Annotated in this window: 23 protein-coding genes; 19 read left to right on the forward strand and 4 right to left on the reverse strand. The window is 41.4% G+C overall.

The window, feature by feature from the left end; translation table 11 throughout:
* Positions 1-3: 3 nt before the first annotated feature.
* From MHI27_RS11470 to MHI27_RS11540, 15 genes are all read left to right on the forward strand, one after another.
* The gene (locus MHI27_RS11470) at positions 4-1263 is read left to right on the forward strand and encodes an MFS transporter (RefSeq protein WP_042187227.1); all 1260 of its coding nucleotides are present in this window, start codon (positions 4-6) and stop codon (positions 1261-1263) included.
* Entirely contained in the window at positions 1260-2564 is a 1305-nt protein-coding gene (locus MHI27_RS11475) for an alkaline phosphatase family protein (RefSeq protein ID WP_405176284.1), read from the forward strand. Before MHI27_RS11470 ends, MHI27_RS11475 begins: the two co-directional genes overlap by 4 nt.
* A gap of 202 nt (positions 2565-2766) precedes the next feature.
* Complete coding sequence (locus tag MHI27_RS11480) at positions 2767-3849, forward strand: nucleotidyltransferase domain-containing protein (protein WP_076282985.1); 1083 nt, start codon at positions 2767-2769, stop codon at positions 3847-3849.
* Between the two features lie 233 nt (positions 3850-4082).
* Positions 4083-4958: a YitT family protein gene (locus MHI27_RS11485; RefSeq protein WP_179085712.1), complete on the forward strand. Its 876-nt coding sequence runs from the start codon at positions 4083-4085 to the stop codon at positions 4956-4958.
* A gap of 122 nt (positions 4959-5080) precedes the next feature.
* Positions 5081-5503 (forward strand): Rrf2 family transcriptional regulator, encoded by a 423-nt coding sequence (locus MHI27_RS11490; RefSeq protein WP_042187235.1) that lies wholly within the window; start codon positions 5081-5083, stop codon positions 5501-5503.
* 235 nt (positions 5504-5738) lie between these two features.
* Positions 5739-6473: a metallophosphoesterase family protein gene (locus tag MHI27_RS11495; protein ID WP_405176721.1), complete on the forward strand. Its 735-nt coding sequence runs from the start codon at positions 5739-5741 to the stop codon at positions 6471-6473.
* Between the two features lie 50 nt (positions 6474-6523).
* A complete protein-coding gene (locus tag MHI27_RS11500; protein ID WP_405176285.1) occupies positions 6524-7129 on the forward strand; it encodes a class I SAM-dependent methyltransferase in 606 nt (201 codons plus the stop codon).
* A 13-nt stretch (positions 7130-7142) separates the two neighbouring features.
* The gene (locus MHI27_RS11505; RefSeq protein WP_042187237.1) at positions 7143-7727 is read left to right on the forward strand and encodes a GNAT family N-acetyltransferase; all 585 of its coding nucleotides are present in this window, start codon (positions 7143-7145) and stop codon (positions 7725-7727) included.
* Positions 7728-7744: 17 nt separating this feature from the next.
* Entirely contained in the window at positions 7745-8491 is a 747-nt protein-coding gene (locus MHI27_RS11510; protein WP_405176286.1) for a Type 1 glutamine amidotransferase-like domain-containing protein, read from the forward strand.
* Positions 8488-8862, forward strand: a complete 375-nt coding sequence (locus MHI27_RS11515) for a hypothetical protein (RefSeq protein WP_076282983.1) — start codon at positions 8488-8490, stop codon at positions 8860-8862. Before MHI27_RS11510 ends, MHI27_RS11515 begins: the two co-directional genes overlap by 4 nt.
* A gap of 30 nt (positions 8863-8892) precedes the next feature.
* Entirely contained in the window at positions 8893-9225 is a 333-nt protein-coding gene (locus tag MHI27_RS11520) for a low molecular weight protein tyrosine phosphatase family protein (protein WP_405176722.1), read from the forward strand.
* Between the two features lie 148 nt (positions 9226-9373).
* Complete coding sequence (locus MHI27_RS11525; protein WP_405176287.1) at positions 9374-10249, forward strand: VOC family protein; 876 nt, start codon at positions 9374-9376, stop codon at positions 10247-10249.
* 105 nt (positions 10250-10354) lie between these two features.
* Complete coding sequence (locus MHI27_RS11530) at positions 10355-11248, forward strand: beta-1,6-N-acetylglucosaminyltransferase (protein ID WP_405176288.1); 894 nt, start codon at positions 10355-10357, stop codon at positions 11246-11248.
* 21 nt (positions 11249-11269) lie between these two features.
* Positions 11270-11905 (forward strand): NAD(P)-dependent oxidoreductase, encoded by a 636-nt coding sequence (locus MHI27_RS11535; protein WP_405176289.1) that lies wholly within the window; start codon positions 11270-11272, stop codon positions 11903-11905.
* Between the two features lie 142 nt (positions 11906-12047).
* A protein-coding gene (locus MHI27_RS11540) for an IS3 family transposase (RefSeq protein WP_405174631.1) occupies positions 12048-13381 on the forward strand; the annotation gives its coding sequence in 2 pieces (ribosomal slippage) (positions 12048-12435 and positions 12435-13381; 1335 coding nt in all).
* A gap of 64 nt (positions 13382-13445) precedes the next feature.
* On the opposite strand, the gene MHI27_RS11545 is transcribed toward MHI27_RS11540, so the two are convergent.
* Positions 13446-14201 (reverse strand): MBL fold metallo-hydrolase, encoded by a 756-nt coding sequence (locus tag MHI27_RS11545; RefSeq protein ID WP_076299481.1) that lies wholly within the window; start codon positions 14199-14201, stop codon positions 13446-13448.
* 250 nt (positions 14202-14451) lie between these two features.
* Between MHI27_RS11545 and MHI27_RS11550 the strand changes: the two genes are divergently transcribed.
* From MHI27_RS11550 to MHI27_RS11565, 4 genes are all read left to right on the forward strand, one after another.
* Complete coding sequence (locus MHI27_RS11550) at positions 14452-16470, forward strand: Na+/H+ antiporter (protein WP_405176290.1); 2019 nt, start codon at positions 14452-14454, stop codon at positions 16468-16470.
* Between the two features lie 77 nt (positions 16471-16547).
* Entirely contained in the window at positions 16548-16751 is a 204-nt protein-coding gene (locus MHI27_RS11555) for a DIP1984 family protein (protein ID WP_256716297.1), read from the forward strand.
* Positions 16752-16765: 14 nt separating this feature from the next.
* Positions 16766-16915 carry a hypothetical protein gene (locus MHI27_RS11560; RefSeq protein WP_156113099.1) on the forward strand — a complete coding sequence of 50 codons (150 nt, stop codon included), beginning with the start codon at positions 16766-16768 and terminating at the stop codon, positions 16913-16915.
* A gap of 330 nt (positions 16916-17245) precedes the next feature.
* Entirely contained in the window at positions 17246-18148 is a 903-nt protein-coding gene (locus tag MHI27_RS11565; RefSeq protein WP_405176291.1) for a DegV family protein, read from the forward strand.
* A gap of 88 nt (positions 18149-18236) precedes the next feature.
* Here MHI27_RS11565 and MHI27_RS11570 read toward each other — a convergent pair whose 3' ends face one another.
* The 3 genes from MHI27_RS11570 to MHI27_RS11580 all read right to left on the reverse strand — a co-directional run bounded on the left by MHI27_RS11570 (position 18237) and on the right by MHI27_RS11580 (position 20715).
* The gene (locus MHI27_RS11570; protein ID WP_042126727.1) at positions 18237-18662 is read right to left on the reverse strand and encodes a threonine/serine exporter family protein; all 426 of its coding nucleotides are present in this window, start codon (positions 18660-18662) and stop codon (positions 18237-18239) included.
* Positions 18663-18689: 27 nt separating this feature from the next.
* Positions 18690-19454: a threonine/serine exporter family protein gene (locus tag MHI27_RS11575; RefSeq protein WP_042187254.1), complete on the reverse strand. Its 765-nt coding sequence runs from the start codon at positions 19452-19454 to the stop codon at positions 18690-18692.
* A 127-nt stretch (positions 19455-19581) separates the two neighbouring features.
* Entirely contained in the window at positions 19582-20715 is a 1134-nt protein-coding gene (locus MHI27_RS11580) for a DNA polymerase IV (RefSeq protein WP_405176723.1), read from the reverse strand.
* Positions 20716-20913: the final 198 nt, after the last annotated feature.

Below are 20913 nucleotides of genomic sequence, written 5' to 3' on the forward strand. Positions count from 1 at the left end.
TAGATGAAATTAAGTAAAGAGGAAAAATCATGGATTTTATATGACTGTGGAAATTCGGCGTATTCGATGGCGGTTACAACGGCTTTACTGCCTATTGTATTTGGGATGTTTTCGAATGTTAACAACAGCATGGATTTGGGGTATTTTAATTCCATAGCGAGTATTCTGGTGGCCATCCTTAGCCCGATTTTAGGGACGATGGCAGATTATAAGGATAAGAAAAAACGCTTCTTCATATTTTTCTCATTGATCGGCGTGATAGCTACTGCTTCGCTGGCTTTCGTTGCACCTGCGAGTGGGCAGTGGCAGTTATTGATTGTATTTTATATTTTGTCAGTCATAGGATTTGCCGGGGCCAATATTTTTTATGATTCTTTTCTGGTGGATGTAACCACGGATGAAAGGATGGATAAGGTATCCTCAAAAGGGTTTGCTTTTGGATATATCGCCAGCGTTATTCCATTCGGTATCAGCCTACTGCTGATTCTGTTTATGGGGATGGATAAATCAATCGGCTATCAGATTGGATTTATAATCACTGCCCTTTGGTGGGGACTGCTGACCATGCCTATGATCAAGGATGTGCAGCAAAGATATTACATAGAACCTGAACCCAAACCGGTCATTAATAGCTTTAAAAGACTGGGAGACACGTTTAAAAATGTCAGACAGCATAAAGTAGTATTTGTATTCTTGATCGCCTACTTTCTCTATATTGATGGGGTAGATACGATTATTAAAATGGTAGTGCCATATGCCACATCGGTACTGGGTGCGGATGCTTTTGATACCTTTACTTTACTGGGGATCTTATTAGTTATCCAGATCATCGCATTTCCGTGTGCTATCCTGTACGGTAATCTTGCCAAAAAATACTCAGCTAGAACGATGATCATCGTGGGGATTTTTACATATATCATTTCTTGTATCGCGGCTTACTTTATTACTTCAGTGTGGCATATATTTATTCTGGGAGCGCTAATTGGATCTGCCCAGGGAGGGATTCAAGCGCTTAGCAGATCTTATTATGCGAAGATTATTCCTAAGGAAAAATCCAATGAATTCTTTGGCTTTTATAATATCTTTGGCAAGTTTGCGGCGATTGTGGGTCCTGCTGTAATGTCATTAACAACTACCCTAACAGGCAACGCTAAATTTAGTATTTTAGCGATTATCCCACTATTCATTATTGGATTCTTCGTATTTATAACTTTACCAAAAGAGAAGCTTGAACAAGATGAACCGAAGGGACTTATCCTATGAAGTCAAGCAAAGAACAAACGGCAATAGCCAAACATCTGATTGTTATCTCTTACGATGCCTTTTCAGAAGACCAATGGGAAATGGCCAGCCGTCTTCCAAACCTATCGAAATTGATTAAGAGCGGAGCGCATAGTAATCAATTAAAAAGTGTATATCCCACGCTCACTTATGTGGTACACACTACGATAGCAACTGGTGTATATCCAGATAAGCATGGTATCCACCATAATAATCCATTTCAGCCGTTTGTGAAGGAAAAGGAGCAAAGCTGGTTCTGGTTCAGAAATGCGATAAAGGTGCCCACGATTTATGATGCTGCGCGCGAGCATAACATGAGTACCGCTGGAATCCTCTGGCCGGTATCAGGGAAATCCTCAATCCAATATAATATCCCTGAAATCAGAGCCATTAACAACGAAAATCAGGCACTGAAGGTGTTAAAAAGCGGGAGCCCGTTATATTGCATTGAGATGGAGCTGAAATATGGACGGCTTCGAAAAGGGATTGAACAGCCTTATCTGGATGACTTCACGACAAAGTGTGCGATAGAAACGATTAAGCGTAAAAAGCCTAATCTTCTTATGATGCATTTGATTGATCTGGATGACGCCAAGCATGTCTACGGCACTGACAGCGATGAAGTGAAGCGGGTAATCACACGTATGGATAAGAGATTAGGTGATATTATACAAGCAGTGGATGAAGCCGGGATAAAGGATGACACGGTTTTTTTAGTTTTGGGTGACCATGGCCAGTTCAATGTTCGGTATAAAGTGCATTTGAACAACCTTTTGCAGGAAAAAGGGTTGATCTATGAAGAGAACGGCGAAATGAAGTGGAGAGCTTACTTTCAGTGTGGGGGCGGATCCGCTTATCTGCATATTAAAGAAGGTGATGAAGAAGCTGAACAATTAGCGTTAGCTGTTATTCAGGAATATATGGATGATGACGCTTCAGGTATAGAGGAAATGTATACTAGAGAGCGGCTGAATCAACTTCATGTGGGCCCATCTACTAAATATATGCTTGAAGCTAGGAGAGGCTATTGTTTCGATGAGAGCATGGATGAACCTACGATTGTTGATTTGGACAAACAAGGGATTAAATATGCTACGCATGGCTACTCTCCCGATAAAGAGGATTATAGATGCAACTTGGTGATCTCAGGGAACAAGGTGAAAAGTGATTTTCCCATAGGGGATCTTAAAATGGTAGATATAGCTCCTACGATGGCAAAGATTTTAGGGATTGATTTTAATCCTTGTGACGGAAGACCTTTAGATGAAATTTTCATTTACTAAAGTAAGCAGTGTGAAAAGCATTCATAATTACTAGTTAACGCGTTGGTAGAGAAGAGCCGTACTCTCGCCAGCGCGTTATTTGTTTACCTGGGAGGAGGAGAGCATGTGCTTGGTATAGATTGAATATATATAAAGTCGGAATACTTACTGGAGCTATATCCATATACAATGAAATTAAAATGGAGTAAGAGGAGAATTGGATATGGATGCTGATATTAGACAAAAAATTCTAAATAAAAATGACAGACTTATTAGTATGGTTATTGAACGTGCTAAGAGAGATTTTCCTGATGACATTGCAATCATTGGGCTTACAGGTTCTTTCAGTACCGGAGATTTTCATGAAAAAAGCGATCTTGATCTAATTATAATTAATAACACGGCCCAAGGCTGGGGGATATCTACGTGTTTTATTCTGGAGGATGTTGGATACGACATCTATTGTACGCCATGGGAAACAAGGATAGAAGATCAAGCGAATCTAGAGAGCCCAATGATTTCGTGTCTGATAGATTTAGAGCTGTTATATTGTGCGAAACCCGAATATCTGGAAAAGCTAAATTTATATAAACAGAGAGCTTTCGATGCTTTGGCAAAGCCTATAGGGAGTGAATGTATTAGTAGAGCGAAAAAGAATATAGACATAGCAAAACAAGAATATACGAATACATTACTTTCTGAAGATATCGGAGCAGTGAGGTATGCTTCATGTGAAGTTGTATACAATTTGGTAAATGCTCTAACACATTTGAACAATACCTATTTTAAAAGGGGACTTAAGAGATATCTGGAGGAAATAGCTACGTATCGTTATGTTCCTGATGATTTTGAAAATATATATATGGCTGTGATCGATGCGAAGACAATTATTGAAATCAGAAGTGCATCATATAGATTTTTAGAAAGCGTCAATGATTTATATAATAAAATGTATAAGGATTTTGTGATTCAGCCTGTCCCTACCTATGATAATCTTGGTGGCACCTTTGAGGAATTATGGTGTAACTGCCGCAATAAGGTTATAGCAAGTGTGGAATTAAATGATAAATCTTATGCTTATTATGCAGCCATGGGCATACAAAATTTTCTTGATGAAATGACAGAATCAAGGGGAACAAAAAAGTTTGATATTATGCAGTATTTTGATTCAGATCATCTGCATTTATTTAAAGAGCAGTTCCTGCAGGTCATGGATGAATATCTTGAAGAATATAATAAGGTGGGAAGGAAAGTTGAACGATACGATACTTTTGAGGAATTATATAACGAATACATGAAGGTGTGATAGAGATAGAGAAGATTACCAGATTACGAATTTTCGTAGTCTGGTTTTTTCATTTTTTATGGAACGATAAGATTATTTTAAGTCATATGGGTAAAATAATAGATATCATACTAGCGGCGTCTGATTTGCCAAAGTGGTGACATTTATTATAGACTGTTTTTTGTCGGCTTTTGTCCAGTGGATGTTTTTCACTTGCAGTGATATAAAAAACTAATTTGAAGTGGGGAAATGGAATGCATGGAATAAGACAGCATCAAAAATCAAATAAGCTGAAGATATTTTCAAAAGTCATATTAATTATTATAGGGGCACTTATAACTTCATATGGCCTGGAATCCGTATTAATACCTAACAATGTTTCAGATGGTGGTGTAACAGGCCTAAGTATCGTTGGCTCACAGCTGTTTGGATTACCGTTAGGGCTGCTAATTGTTATAATTAACATCCCATTTGTTTGGTTAGGATATAAGCAAATTGGTAAAAGCTTTGCTATTTATTCCATTATCGGTATTGCCTCACTAGCCATTGGTACAAGCCTAATGCACCATGTGCCAACGATTATTGAAGGAGATACATTATTAATTACTGTTGTAGGCGGGATTATCATCGGTTTTGGTATGGGTTTAGCGTTACGTAATGGTGGGGCGTTAGATGGGATCGATATGTTGGCTGTATTGCTTTCACGAAAAATACCTTTTGGGACAAGTGATCTAATCTTATTCCTAAACATGTTTGTCTTTATTGTTGTTTCAACTGCATTTGGGCTACAAGGGGCGATTCTATCCGCACTTGCTTATTTTATTGCTTCTAAAGTGATTCATATCGTTGAAGAAGGTTTGAGCGGCTCTAAAACTTTCAAAATCATCACCGTTCAACCGGAAATTATGGTGGAAACGATTCGTGACCGATTGGGACGTGGGGCAACCTATACTGATGCATACGGTGGTTACTCCAATGAACAATTCAAAGAAATTACCTGTGTAATTAACCGTCTGGAAGAAAGCAAAATCAAGGAAATCATTCATGAAATTGACCCTAACGCTTTTGTCGTAGTTTATGATGTAGCAGAAGTTAAGGGTGGTAATTTCAAAAAGCATAATATTCACTAATTACGATCCTGAATTGCATCTCCTTCAGTGTTTGACAAATGCATAAAATGTAACTATTATTGTTGCATCTGATTAATGCACTTGTTGCTAGCCGGGTAGTATGGCAAAAGGAGAGATTTATAGTGAACATCAGCACCCGATTTGCGGTAGCCATTCATATATTAACGTTAATCGACAGTAATAAAGAGGGTAAAAGTACCTCGGAGTGGATAGCTGGTAGTGTGAACACCAACCCTGTAGTTATCCGCCGGCTAACTAGTATGTTGCAAAAAGCAGGACTAGTAACGGCCCGCCCCGGAGTCGCAGGAGCCTCACTTTCACGTAGTAGCGCTGAGATTACACTACTTCAGATTTATAAGGCAGTAAACGCGGTGGAGGAGGATTCGTTGTTCTCAGTTCATGAGCACCCTAACCCCGATTGTCCAGTCGGCAAAAATATAGCCAGCGCCATTGTACCGGTATTCTCGCTCGCGCAAAAGGCGATGGAGAATGTCCTTCAGGAGGTTACTTTGGAGCAGATTGTGAATGAAATGCCTGAAATATAACCACTCCATATCGCAACGTAGAATGAAGACCACAACATGTGCTAACGTGATTGTGGTCTTTTTTTATTGGAAACATATCAAGAGGCTCCGAATGGCTCGGGTCAGGAGAGTAGTGACTTAAAGAAGGGAAGTAGGGCGTAATCATAGAATCTGTATTTAGAAGGCATAAAACAGATAATACTTCATATAGGGAAACTCTAATATGCTGAAGTGGAAAATGAACGGAGGATTTACTGTGGAACAAATCGCATTAATCTCAGATATTCATGGAAATATCCCGGCTTTGACAGCCGTATTAGAGGATATTAAGCAGCGTGGAATTAGCAGGATATTTTGCCTAGGTGATATTGTTGGTAAAGGACCAAATTCAGATCTAGCCGTTGATATCATTAAGAACAATTGTGAAATCAGTGTTATGGGAAACTGGGATGATTTAATGAATCAGGATGTTGATTTTGAAATGGCCCGGTGGAGTCGGAATTTGTTAGGTAAAGACCGCCTCGCTTATTTAGGTACATTACCGTTCTCGATTGAGTTTATGATGAGTGGTAAGTTTATCCGTTTATTTCATGCTTCACCGCGAAGCTACTATGAACGGATTCAGCCTTGGGACGATTATGAGAAGCGGCTGTCTATGTTTGGTTGTTCTGATCTCTGCCAGGAGAAGCGGCAAGCGGATATCGTAGGTTATGGTGACATTCACAATGCTTTTATACAACATTTAGAAGGGAGGACTTTATTTAATGTTGGCAGTGTGGGGAATCCTCTAGATGTCACTCAGGCATCTTATGTGATTTTGGAGGGGGAGTATGGAGGCCTGACAACAGCATCTTTGAATATACAATTTGTAAGAGTTCCTTATGATATTGAGTTAGCCATTCAACAAGCCATAGATGCGGTTATGCCAGCTACAGAGCCCTATATTCGAGAGCTTAGAACTGCGCAGTATAGAGGGAATGCGCGGGGATAAAGAACGAATAAGCTCGTAGCGTTGCATCAGGTCAGAAAGGGATGACCCTTATGAAAATAGTTAGTGCATTTGAGCATTATGAAACTTTGATGGATGAGGGAAATGATCCAGCACAAGATCCTCCCATTGGACAGGCATATATGAGTCAGTGGGATGGACCTCTTTTTTTCGATGGACTGAAGGGTAACGATAAAAGGATATTAGAGATTGGAATTGGAACAGGAAGAGTTGCTAAATCGGTCTTAGGTCTGGGATGTCGGTTTCTTACAGGAATTGATATCTCGCCAAAAACACTAGTAAGAGCAGACTTAAATCTTAGAAGTTTTTCCAATAAAGAACTTTTGTTAGCTGATATTTGCGAGTTCGTACGTCCTAATACTTTTGATGCGGTTTATAGTGTATTAACTTTTCTACATGTAGAGGATAAGGAGCAAGCATTACAGAATATTTATGCTTCACTACTACCTAATGGAACCTTTATGTTATCTGTCAGCAAGGATGAAGAGTGGTTTGATTTCAACGATAGAAGGGTCATGTTAAATCCGGCCGATGTGGATGAATATGTAAGGATTTTTAACAAAACGGGATTTCATATCGAATGGGTAAAAGAAACGGAAAGTCGAACTGCAACCCTAATCCATGCCATCAAAAAGTAACGGAGGGAACGAATTGAAGCTTAGTCATGTATTTGAGCAATTCCCTACTTTGGAAACCGAACAACTAACACTGAAAAAAATTGAAGTTAGTAACCTTGAAGAGGTATTTGGAATTTATAGCAATGATCAAGTGTTTGAGTACTGCGGAATTATTCCGAAACATAATAAAGATACAGTAAAGAATATGATCGGACATTTCGAACGTGATTTTAATAAAGGGTTAAGAGTGAAGTGGGGAATTTTCCGTAAAAATAATCCGTACATACTGCTAGGTATCATCGAAGCTATGGATTTTAATCAAAAAGTGGATATGGTCACGATTGGTTATTTTTTGGCGGAGTCTTATTGGGGAAAAGGGATTGCAACTCAGGCCGTTGAAATGGTGAAAAAATATTTATTTGAGACGGCAGAGGTCAATCGAATCCAAGCTGAAGTCATGCCTTTTAATGAGCGGTCCAAACGGGTCCTTTTGAAAAGTGGCTTTATGAAAGAGGGGACGTTAAGACAAGCCCATGTATGGTCAGGTAAAGGGCTCATTGATTTGGAGATTTACAGCATTCTTGCAGAGGAATACGGAAAGGGAGAAAACAGATCCTAGTGAAAGTAGGGGAGATTATGGGGACTATCGTGGTAATCGGTGGGGGAGAGCTAATCGATTTAGAAACGCTTGAAATGGATCGTGAAGTTGTGAAGTTAACCCAGAAAGTTAATCCGAAAGCGTTATTTATTCCAACAGCTAGTAGTGATGCACCAGGTTATTGTGATACGTTCAACAAAGTGTACGGCGAGATTCTAGGATGTGAAACAAGTCATTTATTGCTTGTGAGCCAAACCTATACCCATGAAGAAATCGCAGAGTTAATTATATCCGCTGATCTGATTTATGTTGGTGGTGGTAATACCCGAAAGATGCTGGAGATTTGGAAAAATACCGGCGTAGATGCTCTTCTAAAAGAAGCGTACAACTCGGGGACTATTTTGGCGGGGCTGAGTGCAGGTTCCATTTGCTGGTTTGAATATGGGCATAGTGACTCTGAAGCGTTCGACGACCAAGGGAACTGGCAGTATATTAAGCTTGAAGCGATGGGGATTCTGCCAGGTATTCATTGTCCACATTATAATGAGGATATTCGGGTTGAGGATTTTTCGCGTATGGTAAAAGACGGAGGTTTGCTCGGAATCGCAGTGGATAATAACTGTGCCATCATCTACAAGGATAATGAATATAAGGTGATGTCGACCAGAGAAGAAGCTAAAGCCTACCGTGTGATGGACTCAGAGCAAGGTGTTGTCGTTACGCAAATCGAAAAACACCCAAGATACAGAATTCTTCATGAAGTGTACGGTGGAGGTGATCAATGAAGTCTAATCAAATCTCAATTATCGTGGCGAGTCTTATTCTAGGGATTTCATTTATTATTGGATGTTCAATAACTAATGGCGATAAAGAGTTGGAAGTTGATCAAGACCAGACTCCATCCATAGTAACGGCAGATAAGCTTTTGATGGATATTAAAGAGACGGCCTTATACTTAAATCTGACTGAAGATCAAGTGATGAATATTATTAAAACGGAGCATGAGAATTTAAGTAGATCGGGCATTTTTGAAGGGACTATGTTCCCTTATATCAGAGTTGGTAATGAATATCTTTTTAACAAAGACTTATTAACAACATGGGTTTCGGATGCCTCCTTAAATAGGAGGGTTTATCTAAACCGACAAACGAAATAAGGTATTAATCGGATAAGGAAGGTGCTCTCTATTAAACTACTGTTTGTCTGCAGCCAGAATCGCTGGCGGAGTTTAACTGCGGAGAAGATATTTCAAGGAATTGATGGTCATGAAGTGAGATCTGCTGGAACAGAGGATCATGCCAGAATCAAACTTTCTGAAGGACATGTGGGCTGGGCGGATGTTATTTTTGTGATGGAGAAGAAGCATGTTCGAAGAATTCAAGATAAATTCAGAGACGGTGTAATCGGCAAAAGAATAATTTGTTTGAATATATCAGATGATTATAAGTATATGGATGAAGACTTAATTGGACTTCTTGAATCCAGTGTATATGAATATTTACAGGAATGGCACTCCTAAGGATGAAGTGTTCTTATGAATCATGTTTGGCTGTGAATCAGTCAGCATGATTTTTTTGTTGGTAATTGACAAACATATAGAAGGTAACTATACTAAAGATAGTTAATTTGTAACTGATCAAGTTACAGGAATAGTGGGAGGAAATATAATGACAACTAAAACAACACTTAATCCGGACGTAGAGATTGGTCTGGTACAAATTAGAGTAAGTAATTTAGAGCGTTCGCTCACATTTTATCAGAACGTGGTGGGGTTAAGTGTCTTGCGACAATCTGGCCGTGAGGTGGAAATGACTGCTGACGGTCAGAATGTGTTATTGATTCTGCGGGAGATTGAGAATGCAAAGGTTCTACGTCCGAACTCAGTGGCTGGATTGTATCATTTTGCTATCCTTGTTCCGGATCGTCCTAGTTTGGGACTCGTTGTACGCAATTTGATCGCGTCGGGAATTGAAGTGGGTCAGGGAGATCATTTGGTGAGTGAAGCACTGTATATTCAGGACCCGGATAACAACGGAATCGAAATTTATAGAGATCGTCCTAGGGATACATGGAAGTATGATGCGGAAGGGCATGTAATGATGACAACGGACCCAGTGGATGTAGATGGTTTGTTGGCGGCTTCTGAAGGTTTACAATGGAACGGGCTGCCAGCTGGAACGGTGATCGGACATGTACACTTTCATGTGGGTAATTTAACTAAGGCGAAGGAGTTCTACGTTGGTTTGCTTGGTTTTGATCTAGTAGCTAATTATGGCAGTGCGGCAATGTTTATCTCAGCAGGTGGGTATCATCACCACATTGGATTGAATATATGGGCAGGGCAAGGCGCACCTGTGGCACCTGCTGATGCAGTAGGAATTGATTATTTCACCTTACTTCTTCCGAATGAAGAGGAGCGTACGTCTGTAGTGGAGCGTGTTAAGCAGGCGGGTTACACCGTTGTTGAAGAGAATGGAGCCCCTACATTCAAAGATCCATGGAACATTGGAATCAGACTTATAGTGAAAAGTCATACGAAATAACTAATCACCAATCGAATTCACCTTTTTCTGGATAGAAAGAACTATCCACTTTTGTCCATTTATTTTATAATATTTGGAAAAAGATGGGCGGAAGGGTGAAGGTTGTTGGAATCATTCAAAATGGCGTATGTGATCCTTTGTCACAAAAATCCTGAGCAGATCAATATGCTAATCGATAGTTTAACTAATGACTCCGTCGAGTTTTTCCTACATGTCGATCAGAAGAGTGGTATTGAAGCTGACATTACTAATCGTAACGATATTCATTTTGTGAAAGAGCCTATTGATGTAAGGTGGGGACATTACAGTCAGATTGAATGTGTTTTGAAGTGTTTTGTGCTGATCAAAGAACATGGGAAATTCAATTATATCCACATCATAAGTGGTCAGGATCTGCCCTTAGCTTCCAACGAAGTTATTCTTGATTTCTTTAAGAAGAATCAGGGGGACGAATTTGTGAAGTATCAGCAATTACCGAATACTTCTGAAACGTGGGGATGTTATGAGCGGGTGTCGGTTTATTATCCTAGATTCCTGATCTCAAGAACCAGGCGTATGGCTGCCATTAGGATGAGGTATATTAAAGCAGTAATGAGCGTTCCATTCTTGCAAAGAAGGTTGGGTGTTCTGCCAAAATCGCTGTATAAAGGCTCTAACTGGATGTCTATTACAGGTGAATGTATGGAATACATCATGGAGTTTACTTCTACTTCTCCAGAGTATGTTAGATTTTTTAAGAACACATTATGTGGAGATGAAATCTTCTTCCATACGATTATTTTGAATAGTGCGTTTAAGTACAATGTACGGAGTGAAATTAAGAGGTATACAGACTGGGAAACAGGACCGGATTATCCTAGAACACTAACGATAGAAGATTATGACCGGATCACTCGTACGGGTACAGAATGCTTTTGGGGGAGAAAGTTTGATCTCGATATCGACAGAAGCATCGTTCAGGATCTCCTTGATATAAATACTAAAGTAAAAACATCGTAAACATATACAGGAGGAAATAATATGAAAATCGCAGTTGTAGGAGCAAGTGGAAAAGCCGGAAGCCGAATCACTCAGGAAGCGCTAGATAGAGGCCATGAAGTTACAGCCATTGTACGGGATGCATCGAAAGTTGCAAATCGTAAGGCCAAGGTCATCGAAAAGGATGTATTTGCACTTACCGCTGAAGATTTGAAGGGTTTTGATGTTGTTGTGAATGCTTTTGGAGCACCATTTGGACAAGAGCATCTGCATGTGGATGCCGGAAATGTGCTTATTGAAGCATTAAAGGATGCCCCTAATACAAGATTGATTGTAGTTGGAGGTGCGGGAAGTTTATATGTAGATGAAGCTAAGACGCTTAAAGTGGTAGATACCCCTGATTTCCCTGACTTTATCAAGCCAACGGCTACGAATCAAGGGAAGAACCTGGAGATCCTGCAAGGTACAGACTCGCTCTCTTGGACCTTCGTTAGTCCATCCGCTAATTTTGCAATTGGGACTAGAACGGGTTCTTATGTGAAAGGCAAAGATCATCTGCTTGTGAATTCCAAAGGTGAGAGCTATGTCAGCTATGAAGATTATGCGATTGCTATTGTAGATGAAATTGAACAGCCGCAGCATATTCGTGAACGGTTTACAGTTGTTTCGGAATTATAAGTGAGTATAACGAGTAGGGAATATATATATAAAAAGAAAGCAGAGCCAGATATAAACTGTATCCTATCGAGTAGACACTTTTAAAAAGTCTCTCGGTAGGGTATTTTTGTTTATAACGAAGAAGATAGGGAAGAGGAATGGTATGAGCAAGAAAATATTTACAGATAAAGAGATCAAGCAGTTATCTAACAATCCGTATGTGAGGTCCGTATCTTCAAAGGCAATTACATATACGGATGCGTTTAAGCAATTGTTTATCTCAGAGAATAATAAGGGGAAGCCGCCGAGAGAAATATTTGAAGTATGTGGTTTTGACGTAACTGTCATTGGGCTCCAAAGAGTCGAATCCTCAGCAAAGAGATGGCGTGCGAGTTACCAAGAGAACGGAATCTTAGGTTTGCAGGATACAAGAAGCCACGCCTCAGGAAGACCCCTTAAACGGGAGCTAACGCTCGAAGAGAAGTATGCCAAGCTAGAAGCTCAGAATGCTTTGCTGCGAGCGGAGAATGAACTGTTAAAAAAGATTCGTTTCATGGAAAGGAGGCAGAACAAAGGATAGTACTTTCATCTAGCCAGAAATTTGTCCTTATTCATAACATCATCGAGAAATATCAACTCTCCCGTTTGGTCAACTATTTATGTAAAGTATCCGGGGTTTCCAGGAGTGGATATTACAGGTATTGGTCTTCCGAAGCAAAGCAAAAGAGAATCCAGAAGAAACAGCAAGATGAGCAACTAAGAGAAGTCATTCTAAAAGCTTTTCATTTCAAAAGACGAAAGAAAGGTGCCCGATCCATCAAGATGACATTGGAGGGCCAGTTTAAGGTGATCTACAATTTGAAAAGGATTAGGAGGATTATGAAGAAATACAGCATTGTATGCCCCTTTAGGCGGGCCAATCCCTATAAACGGATGATGAAGGCTACTCAGGAGCATAGGGTCGTTCCTAACCTGCTGAACCGGGAGTTTAAGCAGAACATTCCAGGTAAGGTGTTACTGACGGATATCACTTATTTATTTTACGGATCGGGTAAAAAAGCCTATTTATCCACAATCAAAGATAGTTCAACCAATGAGATCTTGGCGTATCACGTGTCAGATCGAATCACAATGGATCTTGCGACAGATACTCTCCTAAAGCTTAAGAAAAACCAAAGGTTTAAAAGAGCTGATGGTGCCTTCATTCACTCTGATCAGGGATCTCATTATACACATCCTTATTTTCAAAAAATGGTTAAGAAAATGAAATTGAAACAATCCATGTCTAGGCGGGGAAACTGCTGGGATAACGCCCCACAAGAATCTTTTTTTGGTCATTTTAAAGATCAAGCTTCCATTAAGCCTTGTTTGACTTTGATTGAGTTAAAACAGGAGATTAAGGATTACATGACCTACTATAACCACTACAGGTATCAATGGGATTTAAAAAAGATGACCCCTGTTCAATACAGAGATCATCTTCTTCAATCTGCCTAGACTTTTTTTAAATGTCCTTTACATAGGGTACAGTTTAATAAGGGCTCTGCTTTCTTGCATCAGTCTATTCTCTTGCTTCTGCAATTTCAGCAATCCGTTTGTTTGCGTTTCCGCGATAAATTCCGCCATGATAGCAAATGACCGTTTCAATCTCATACTCGGCGAACTTTGTCAGAGAGATTAAAGCTTGCTTCATGTCAGGCGTTGCCGAAGGAGTGGGGCCGTGCAGCTCACCGCCTTGAACGGTAAGAGCATCCGCGGCAATTAGCGTACGGCTATCATGATGGTATAGACTCAGATGTCCAGGGCTATGTCCTGGTGTATGGATAATCGTAATTCCACCGGCAAGAGGCAGTATTTCCCCATCCACTATGGTTTGATCTACTCTTCCTTTAGGGGGATGAGATAACACGGATAGGAAAGCGCGGCGCCATTCCTCTGGTACATGAGGGGGGATCATGGCTTCTGCCGCAGCTAAAGCTTCGGGGGTGTGTTTAAGGAGCATTCGCTCTCCTTCAATATAAGGCTGCTCGATTTCGTGAGCCAGAACTGTCAGTTCTAGACATTCTTCTGACAGTAAATCAGGTAAGCTCCCGATGTGATCTAGATCTTGATGTGTGATGATTACGGTGCGCAGTTGTTCCCAAGGCACATGGGTTTCTTTTAGAGCTTCTTTGAATTTTGGGAGCAGGCCCGGAAATCCGGTGTCTACGAGTACAGCAGAATTTTGATCCCAGAGCAGCGTGGGGTAAATCGTGTCACTCCCGCCCATAACCTGTGCTGTAATCTCTAACATTTCTATTCCACTAGCAATATGCATAAGATCCCTCCATGATTGATGATAAGAGCGATGCCGTTAGGCTAATGCATATAATACTTAAAATAAAATGTAATTTCAATAGCGTAATTTATTATTATAACATAAATAAATATTTTTGTCAATATATATCTGATGTATTTTTTGTGTGATTTCTAGGGGACATTATTGTTGAGAACTTCTATTTCTATATTTTTCCCTTACCCGAAGCTTTACGATATAATAACCAAATAAAAAAGGGAGTTGATGTGGTTTGGAGACTTTTCTAGTTGTACTCGTCCTACTGGGCCTTATCGCAATTTCCAACATCATAAACCGATTTATTCCCTTTGTGCCAATACCGTTAATTCAAATTGGTCTGGGTGTAATGGTTGTGTTAATGCCTTTGGGAATACATATGACATTGGAACCAGAGCTGTTTTTCGTATTGTTTATTGCACCGCTTTTGTTCAATGATGGGAAACGGACGCCAAGAAATGAATTATGGAACTTACGGGGTCCGATATTAATGCTGGCGCTGGGATTGGTTTTTGCTACGGTGCTTATTGCTGGATATTCGATCAACTGGATGATTCCAACGATCCCGCTAGCAGCTGCATTTGCTCTGGCAGCGATCTTGTCACCTACAGATGCGGTCGCGGTCAGCGCAATCGCTGGAAGAGTGCATCTTCCTAAGAGTATTCACCGCATTCTAGAGGGCGAATCATTAATGAATGATGCTTCCGGGCTTGTTGCCTTTAACTTTGCCATTGCTGCAGCAGTTACGGGTATGTTTTCTTTACCGAAAGCCTCCATTAGCTTTGTAATTATAGCTGCAGGTGGGTTGATCGTTGGGGCATTATTGGCTTTTCTTCTGATTCGGCTAAGCGTAATTATTCGCAGACTGGGGATGGAGGATATCACAGTGCATGTGCTGCTGCAAATCCTAACTCCTTTTATTATTTATTTGATCAGTGAAGAGATAGGGGTATCTGGCATTTTGGCAGTGGTTGCAGGGGGGATTATTCATGCGGTTGAGAAGGACCGTGCCGTATCTCCGCAGTATAAGCTACAACTGGTATCCGCTAGTACATGGTCTGTTCTGCTCTATATATTGAATGGCCTGGTCTTTCTTATTCTTGGCTTATCTATTCCAGATGTTATTGAAGTGATCTACCGTGATACGGCCGTGGATAATCTTATAGTTGTAGGTTATGTATTAGCCATTACTTTGCTGCTGTTTGTACTACGGTTTGTATGGGTGTATGTGTTCTCTTTAGTAGGATCTCGTCTGCGGAAAATGGAGAAATCATCTGTTAAGTCACTATTAATCCTCACGATTTCAGGAGTGCGTGGAGCGGTTACCTTAGCAGGTGCGTTCTCGATTCCCTTTTTTCTTGGGGATGGATCGCCATTTCCTGAGCGTGATTTAATCATCTTTATCGCCGCAGGCGTTATTCTAATGTCGCTGCTGATCGCTAGTATCTTTTTGCCAATTCTAGCAGGTAAAGGAGATCCAGTTGCCGAATCAGGTGAGACAGGAGCCGAGCAGGCGGCCAAGTCTAAAGTTATTGCTGCCGGTTTAACAATGCTGCAAAGTATGATGACAGAAGAAAGTAAGGAATCCGCACAACCGGCTTTGAGTGAATTTAGAGAAAAGGTTTATAGTCTAAACCGTGAGGACCAATCGAATGATCCAGCACTCGAGAACTTCCGCCGACTGGGTGTTGAAGCGAGGATTGTGGGTCTGCAAGCTGAACGTAAAGAACTGAACCGATTGCTAGAGAACAATGAGATTCCCGCCTCAGTGGCTCAGAAGCTGGGAGAATTCTTGGATCATAGTGAGGTCTTTCTAGCCAGAAGTCTAAATTCACAAATCAGAATATCGTTTACCGAGATTAGACGGCTGTTTGCGGGAATGTTCTCAGGACAGAATGAAGGGGAAGCTAGCCAACAAATGCTGCAACAGGCTGAGTGTGCTAGAGAAGCGAAAATTGCCATGGCCCATGCTGCTATAGCTGCTATTAATGTCTGTAAGAACGAGAACAACCGAAGTGCAGCCGAGAAGGTTGCATGCAGTTATGAGCAGTTAATTTCTCGTCTGGAGCAAGGGAAAGGCTGGACAAAGGATGGGCTTGTTGATGATCAAAAGCTTGAAATGAAGCTGAAAGCCATTCAAGAGCAGCGGGATAAGGTGCAGCAAATGTATCAGGATGGAACCATTAACCGCAAGCTAGCCGGTAAATTACGCAAGTTCGTAGATCATTTAGAGAAATCGATTTGGGAGGATTAGCTGTGCTGAACACCACGGCATCTTTTCACACGAGCCTTATTCGCTAGCTATCAGAAAATTTTAGGGGGAATCCAGATCTGAAACTTGCGGAAGCGTTAGTGAAGCGAAGTGATCTAACCCGTAAAATCGCGCAGCTAAAGCAGCGGCTGGAGCGAGTCGTTAAAGTTCAAGAGGGTGAGGAGCCGGCTGAACAACCTGAAGCTCTTTTGCAGGAGTTAGAAAGAGCTGTGAATGAACAGACGATTTTGATCCGAGTGATCAATCGATCGCCGATGCGCTAGCGGAACGGGACAAAATGCTACAGCTACGCAAGCTGCTTAGCGATTTGCTTGAACAGACTTCCATTACTCAGGATCGTTACAGTCGCTCGGAGGTTCGTTTTCAAAGAACGGTAGATGTCGCTCAGATTCAGAAGCAGATGGATGAGTTGAAGTTGGAAAACTGACAGATGCCGGGAACGGGGATATTTTTGCTGTGGTTTAGCTTTTTCATAACATGAAGTGGCTCTATTAGGATAGGTATATTCGTCATATATAATGTGAAAAAATGTCGAATAATGTTGAATTAAATAGATTGAAATTTACATGAAAGGCCTGTTTTGCCTATATTATCGCTTATTATCCTGTATAATTTACGAATACGCGGATTACTTAACCGCTGTTCAATTCTTAAGTTGATTATTCAGGGTGAGCGTGTGATTCACTGGTCTGGAATTATTGGCCCTTGTCTCCTCATTCATTCTACTATTCCTTTTTATGAGAGAGAGAAGTGACAAATGACAATGAAATCAATTGCCTGGGTAACCGACAGTACAAGTATCATAGATCCGGAGTTCGCTAAGAATAATCATGTATATATTATTCCGTTACGGATTATTATCAACAACGAATGTTATAAAGAGAATATAGATATTACGATCGATGACTTCTATGAGAAAATGCGCCAGCATGATAAGGTAGGCAGCTCACAGCCTCCAATCGGTGAGTTTATTGAGCTATATGAACGGTTGAAGGAAGAATACGATGAAATTATTGCTGTACATCTTTCTTCAGAGCTCAGTGGCACTTACAATGCATCGATGCAAGGCGCCGAAATAGCGGAGGCCAATGTAATTGGAATTGATGCCAAGGTTGGCGCTTATCCAATCCGAGAAATGATCATGCGCGGTATACATTGGCAGAAGAAGGGTCTTTCTGGACTAGAAATTAAAGCGAAGATTGAAAATATTATTCAGAATATGTCCTTTTACTTAATTCCTGCAAGCTTGACACAGCTTCATCGCAGTGGACGTGTTTCTGGATCACAATTTGTACTTAGCCAATTGCTGCGTATAAACTTGCTGCTTCGTTTTGACGAAGGGAAGGTCGTTGTTGTGGAGAAAATCCGTACAATGAAGAAGACGCAACAGGCGCTTTTGGAGATATTTAAACAGGATGTAGGGCTTGTTAGTGATGTATGTATCATGCATTCAAATAATTTAGAGATGGCACTCAAGCTAGAAGAGGACATCAAAGCAATGGCGCCTGACTTACGAACTGAGATTATGACCTATATTCCTGCTGTGGCTGTTCATGCGGGTGAGGGTACTGTAGGGCTGTCCTGGATCAAGAACACTAGCATCAATAGTATTCATCCGGGTGCTGCACCTTTAGTCTTCCCTGAAGCGTTATTTGCATAGAGATGAACAAAGAAATCGCTCCTTGGGAGATGGATGGGTGACCACCATTGTACCAACAGGCGATTTCTTTTTTTGAAGAAGTATGCTGTTATTTGATTGCACGACGACGGAACATTTGTCCAATTACATCACTTAGCACGAGTCCAGCTGCAATGGCTCCAGAGAGCATTAATGCCCGAACAGCGATTTCTACAGCCAGAGTATAGTCCTCTTCCACAAATTTACGCATAGCATCGTAAGCGAGACCACCCGGAACAAGCGGGATAATGCCACCTACACTAAAAATAATAACCGGCATTTTGAAGGATCGCGCAAAAAATTGGCTGACGATGCCCACTATTACACTAGCTGCAAACGTAGCTACAACAGGTCCGAACTCTACATTAAGAAGCACATACACCATCCAGCCCACCATTCCGGCAAAACCACACTGTAGTAGTGAGCGCTTAGGCGCATTAAATAGAATACAGAAGGTTGCCGCGGCGATAAAACTGGTTATAAGTTGCAAAATCATGAAGGGCTAACCTCTTTCACATGGATATTAAAATAGTGATAGTACAAGCCCGATACCTGTACCGATCGCAAATGCAGTTAGAAAGGCATCGGCTCCCTTGGATATGCCTGAGACCAGATGACCGGCCATCAGATCACGAACGGCATTAGTAATGAGTAGTCCGGGTACTAGAGGCATAACGGAGCCGATAATGATTTTGTCCATCTCTTGACCAATCCCCAGCTTTACAGAACAGAAGGCTAGAAGTCCGATCAGGAAGGAAGCAGAAAACTCTGCGAAGAATTTAGTCTGCACTAAACGATGCAGATAAATGACCGCAGCGAAGCCTAGTCCGGAAATCGGCAAGGCGGGGAGAGCATCCCACAAACTGCCTTTAAACATAACGGTGAAGCAAGCACCAGTAAGGGCGGCTGCTAAGATCTGCAGCCATACGGGATAGACAGGTGAGGCTTCATCGACTTCTCCTAATTTTGCACGAGCTTCCTCAGCTGTAATCTGACGTTCGCTTAGACGCCGAGAAATGTCATTGACCTCCGATACCTTCTGCAGATCTGTTGTTCGCTCCGCAATTCTGTATAACTTAACAGGTTCTATTCTATTTGTGGTGAACATTATAACGGTTGGCGTCACATAGCTATGTGCTCCTGGGAACCCGAGAGATCCTGCCATTCGTGTCATCGTATCTTCAACTCTGGATGTTTCTGCACCATTCTGCAGCATGATCTTGCCAGCAAGAAGACAGAGATCAACGATTTCATAATACGTAGTGTTAGTGTTGCTCGTGCTATCCAACTTCTCCGGTCCTCCTCTGGAATGTGATTATCTATGTTTACATATTTCGATTGTCGCTTCATCTACGTGAAAATAACAACCCCAATATAGCATTATAAACGATATGGTGTGTATTTTAATATAGTTTTTATTTATAGTGTCCGCCGATTTTTCCAGATCTGTCCTTAAGCTGCCCGGCATCTGTAAAAGAAGCTGCTCGCCCAATGATCGTCTCCCCATATTTATTTTTGAGGGCATCGGTCGCACGTTCGAGTTCACGATAGCGAGGGCGAGACTCAAATAGGGTTAGCTGGTACTGGCTTTCGTCAGATAGATTGGACAGGCTTAAGTGGATTCTACGCACAGGCTGACCGTCCCAGTGGAGCTTGAAGAGAGAAAGAGCTGCCTCATATACCAGCAAGGTGGCATTCGTAGGATCGCTCATTGTAGTCTGTCTTGAGAAGCCTGTGGGGTCATCAAAGCTGGCACCTTGGCAGCCGATAGACACGACTGCACCATGCACTTTCAATTTGCGGCAACGTCTACATACAAGCTCAGATAGCTCAAGAATGATGGTCTTAATATCTTGCAGCTTATAGTAATCCCGTGGCAGCGTCATTTGGTGCCCGACACTCTTGGGTGAGACTTCATAGGTGCTTGGGCTCACGGGGCTGTCATCGATGCCATTGGCTATCCGCCAATATAGCTCGGCGTCGATATCACATTTTTTGTGGAATTTCTCCCGCATGCGCCATTTTAACTCGCTTAGCGGCATCTGTGCCAAATGTCCAATTGTCGTAATACCCATGCTTTGGAAATGGGCGGACATGCGGCGACCTACCATGAACAGCTCGCTAATGGGGAGGGGCCAGAGCACGTTCGGAAGCTCCTCGTGTGCGAGGGTGAATATACCATCCGCGTTCTTCTTGGCCCACAGGTCGCAAGCCATTTTGGCGGTAACCTTGGAATATCCAATGCCGATGCGCGCACGCACACCTGTGTTTCTACGAATTAGATCCTGAATGGCGGTAGCGATCTCCCTTGGACTGCCAAATAAGCTGAGGCTACCGCTGACATCAATAAACTGTTCATCGATAGAATAGGGCTCTACCTGGTCGCTAAACTTACGTAGAATATCTGTGATTTGAGAGGAGACATCGATATATTGCTGCATATGTGGTCTGACCACGATGACTTCGGGGCATTTTGCCAGTGCTTCCTTCAACGTCTCAGCGGTAGTAATGCCATAGGATTTGGCTATAGGGCAGGCAGCCAGCACAATACCGCTTCTCCGTTATCAAGACTAAATTATAAATAGTATTGAAAAATGTTGTGCTGTATCGTTGTTTATATATTGACATAGAAACCCCTCTATATCTAATGAGAGATCTATACAGATCTAAACACCAATAAGTGGGGTATTAGTTGTATCTTAAAGAATTAAGGATATGGGATTTTAGAAAATAAAAATATTAAGGGT

Source organism: Paenibacillus sp. FSL H8-0261, from assembly GCF_045040645.1.
GTDB lineage: Bacteria > Bacillota > Bacilli > Paenibacillales > Paenibacillaceae > Paenibacillus_AQ.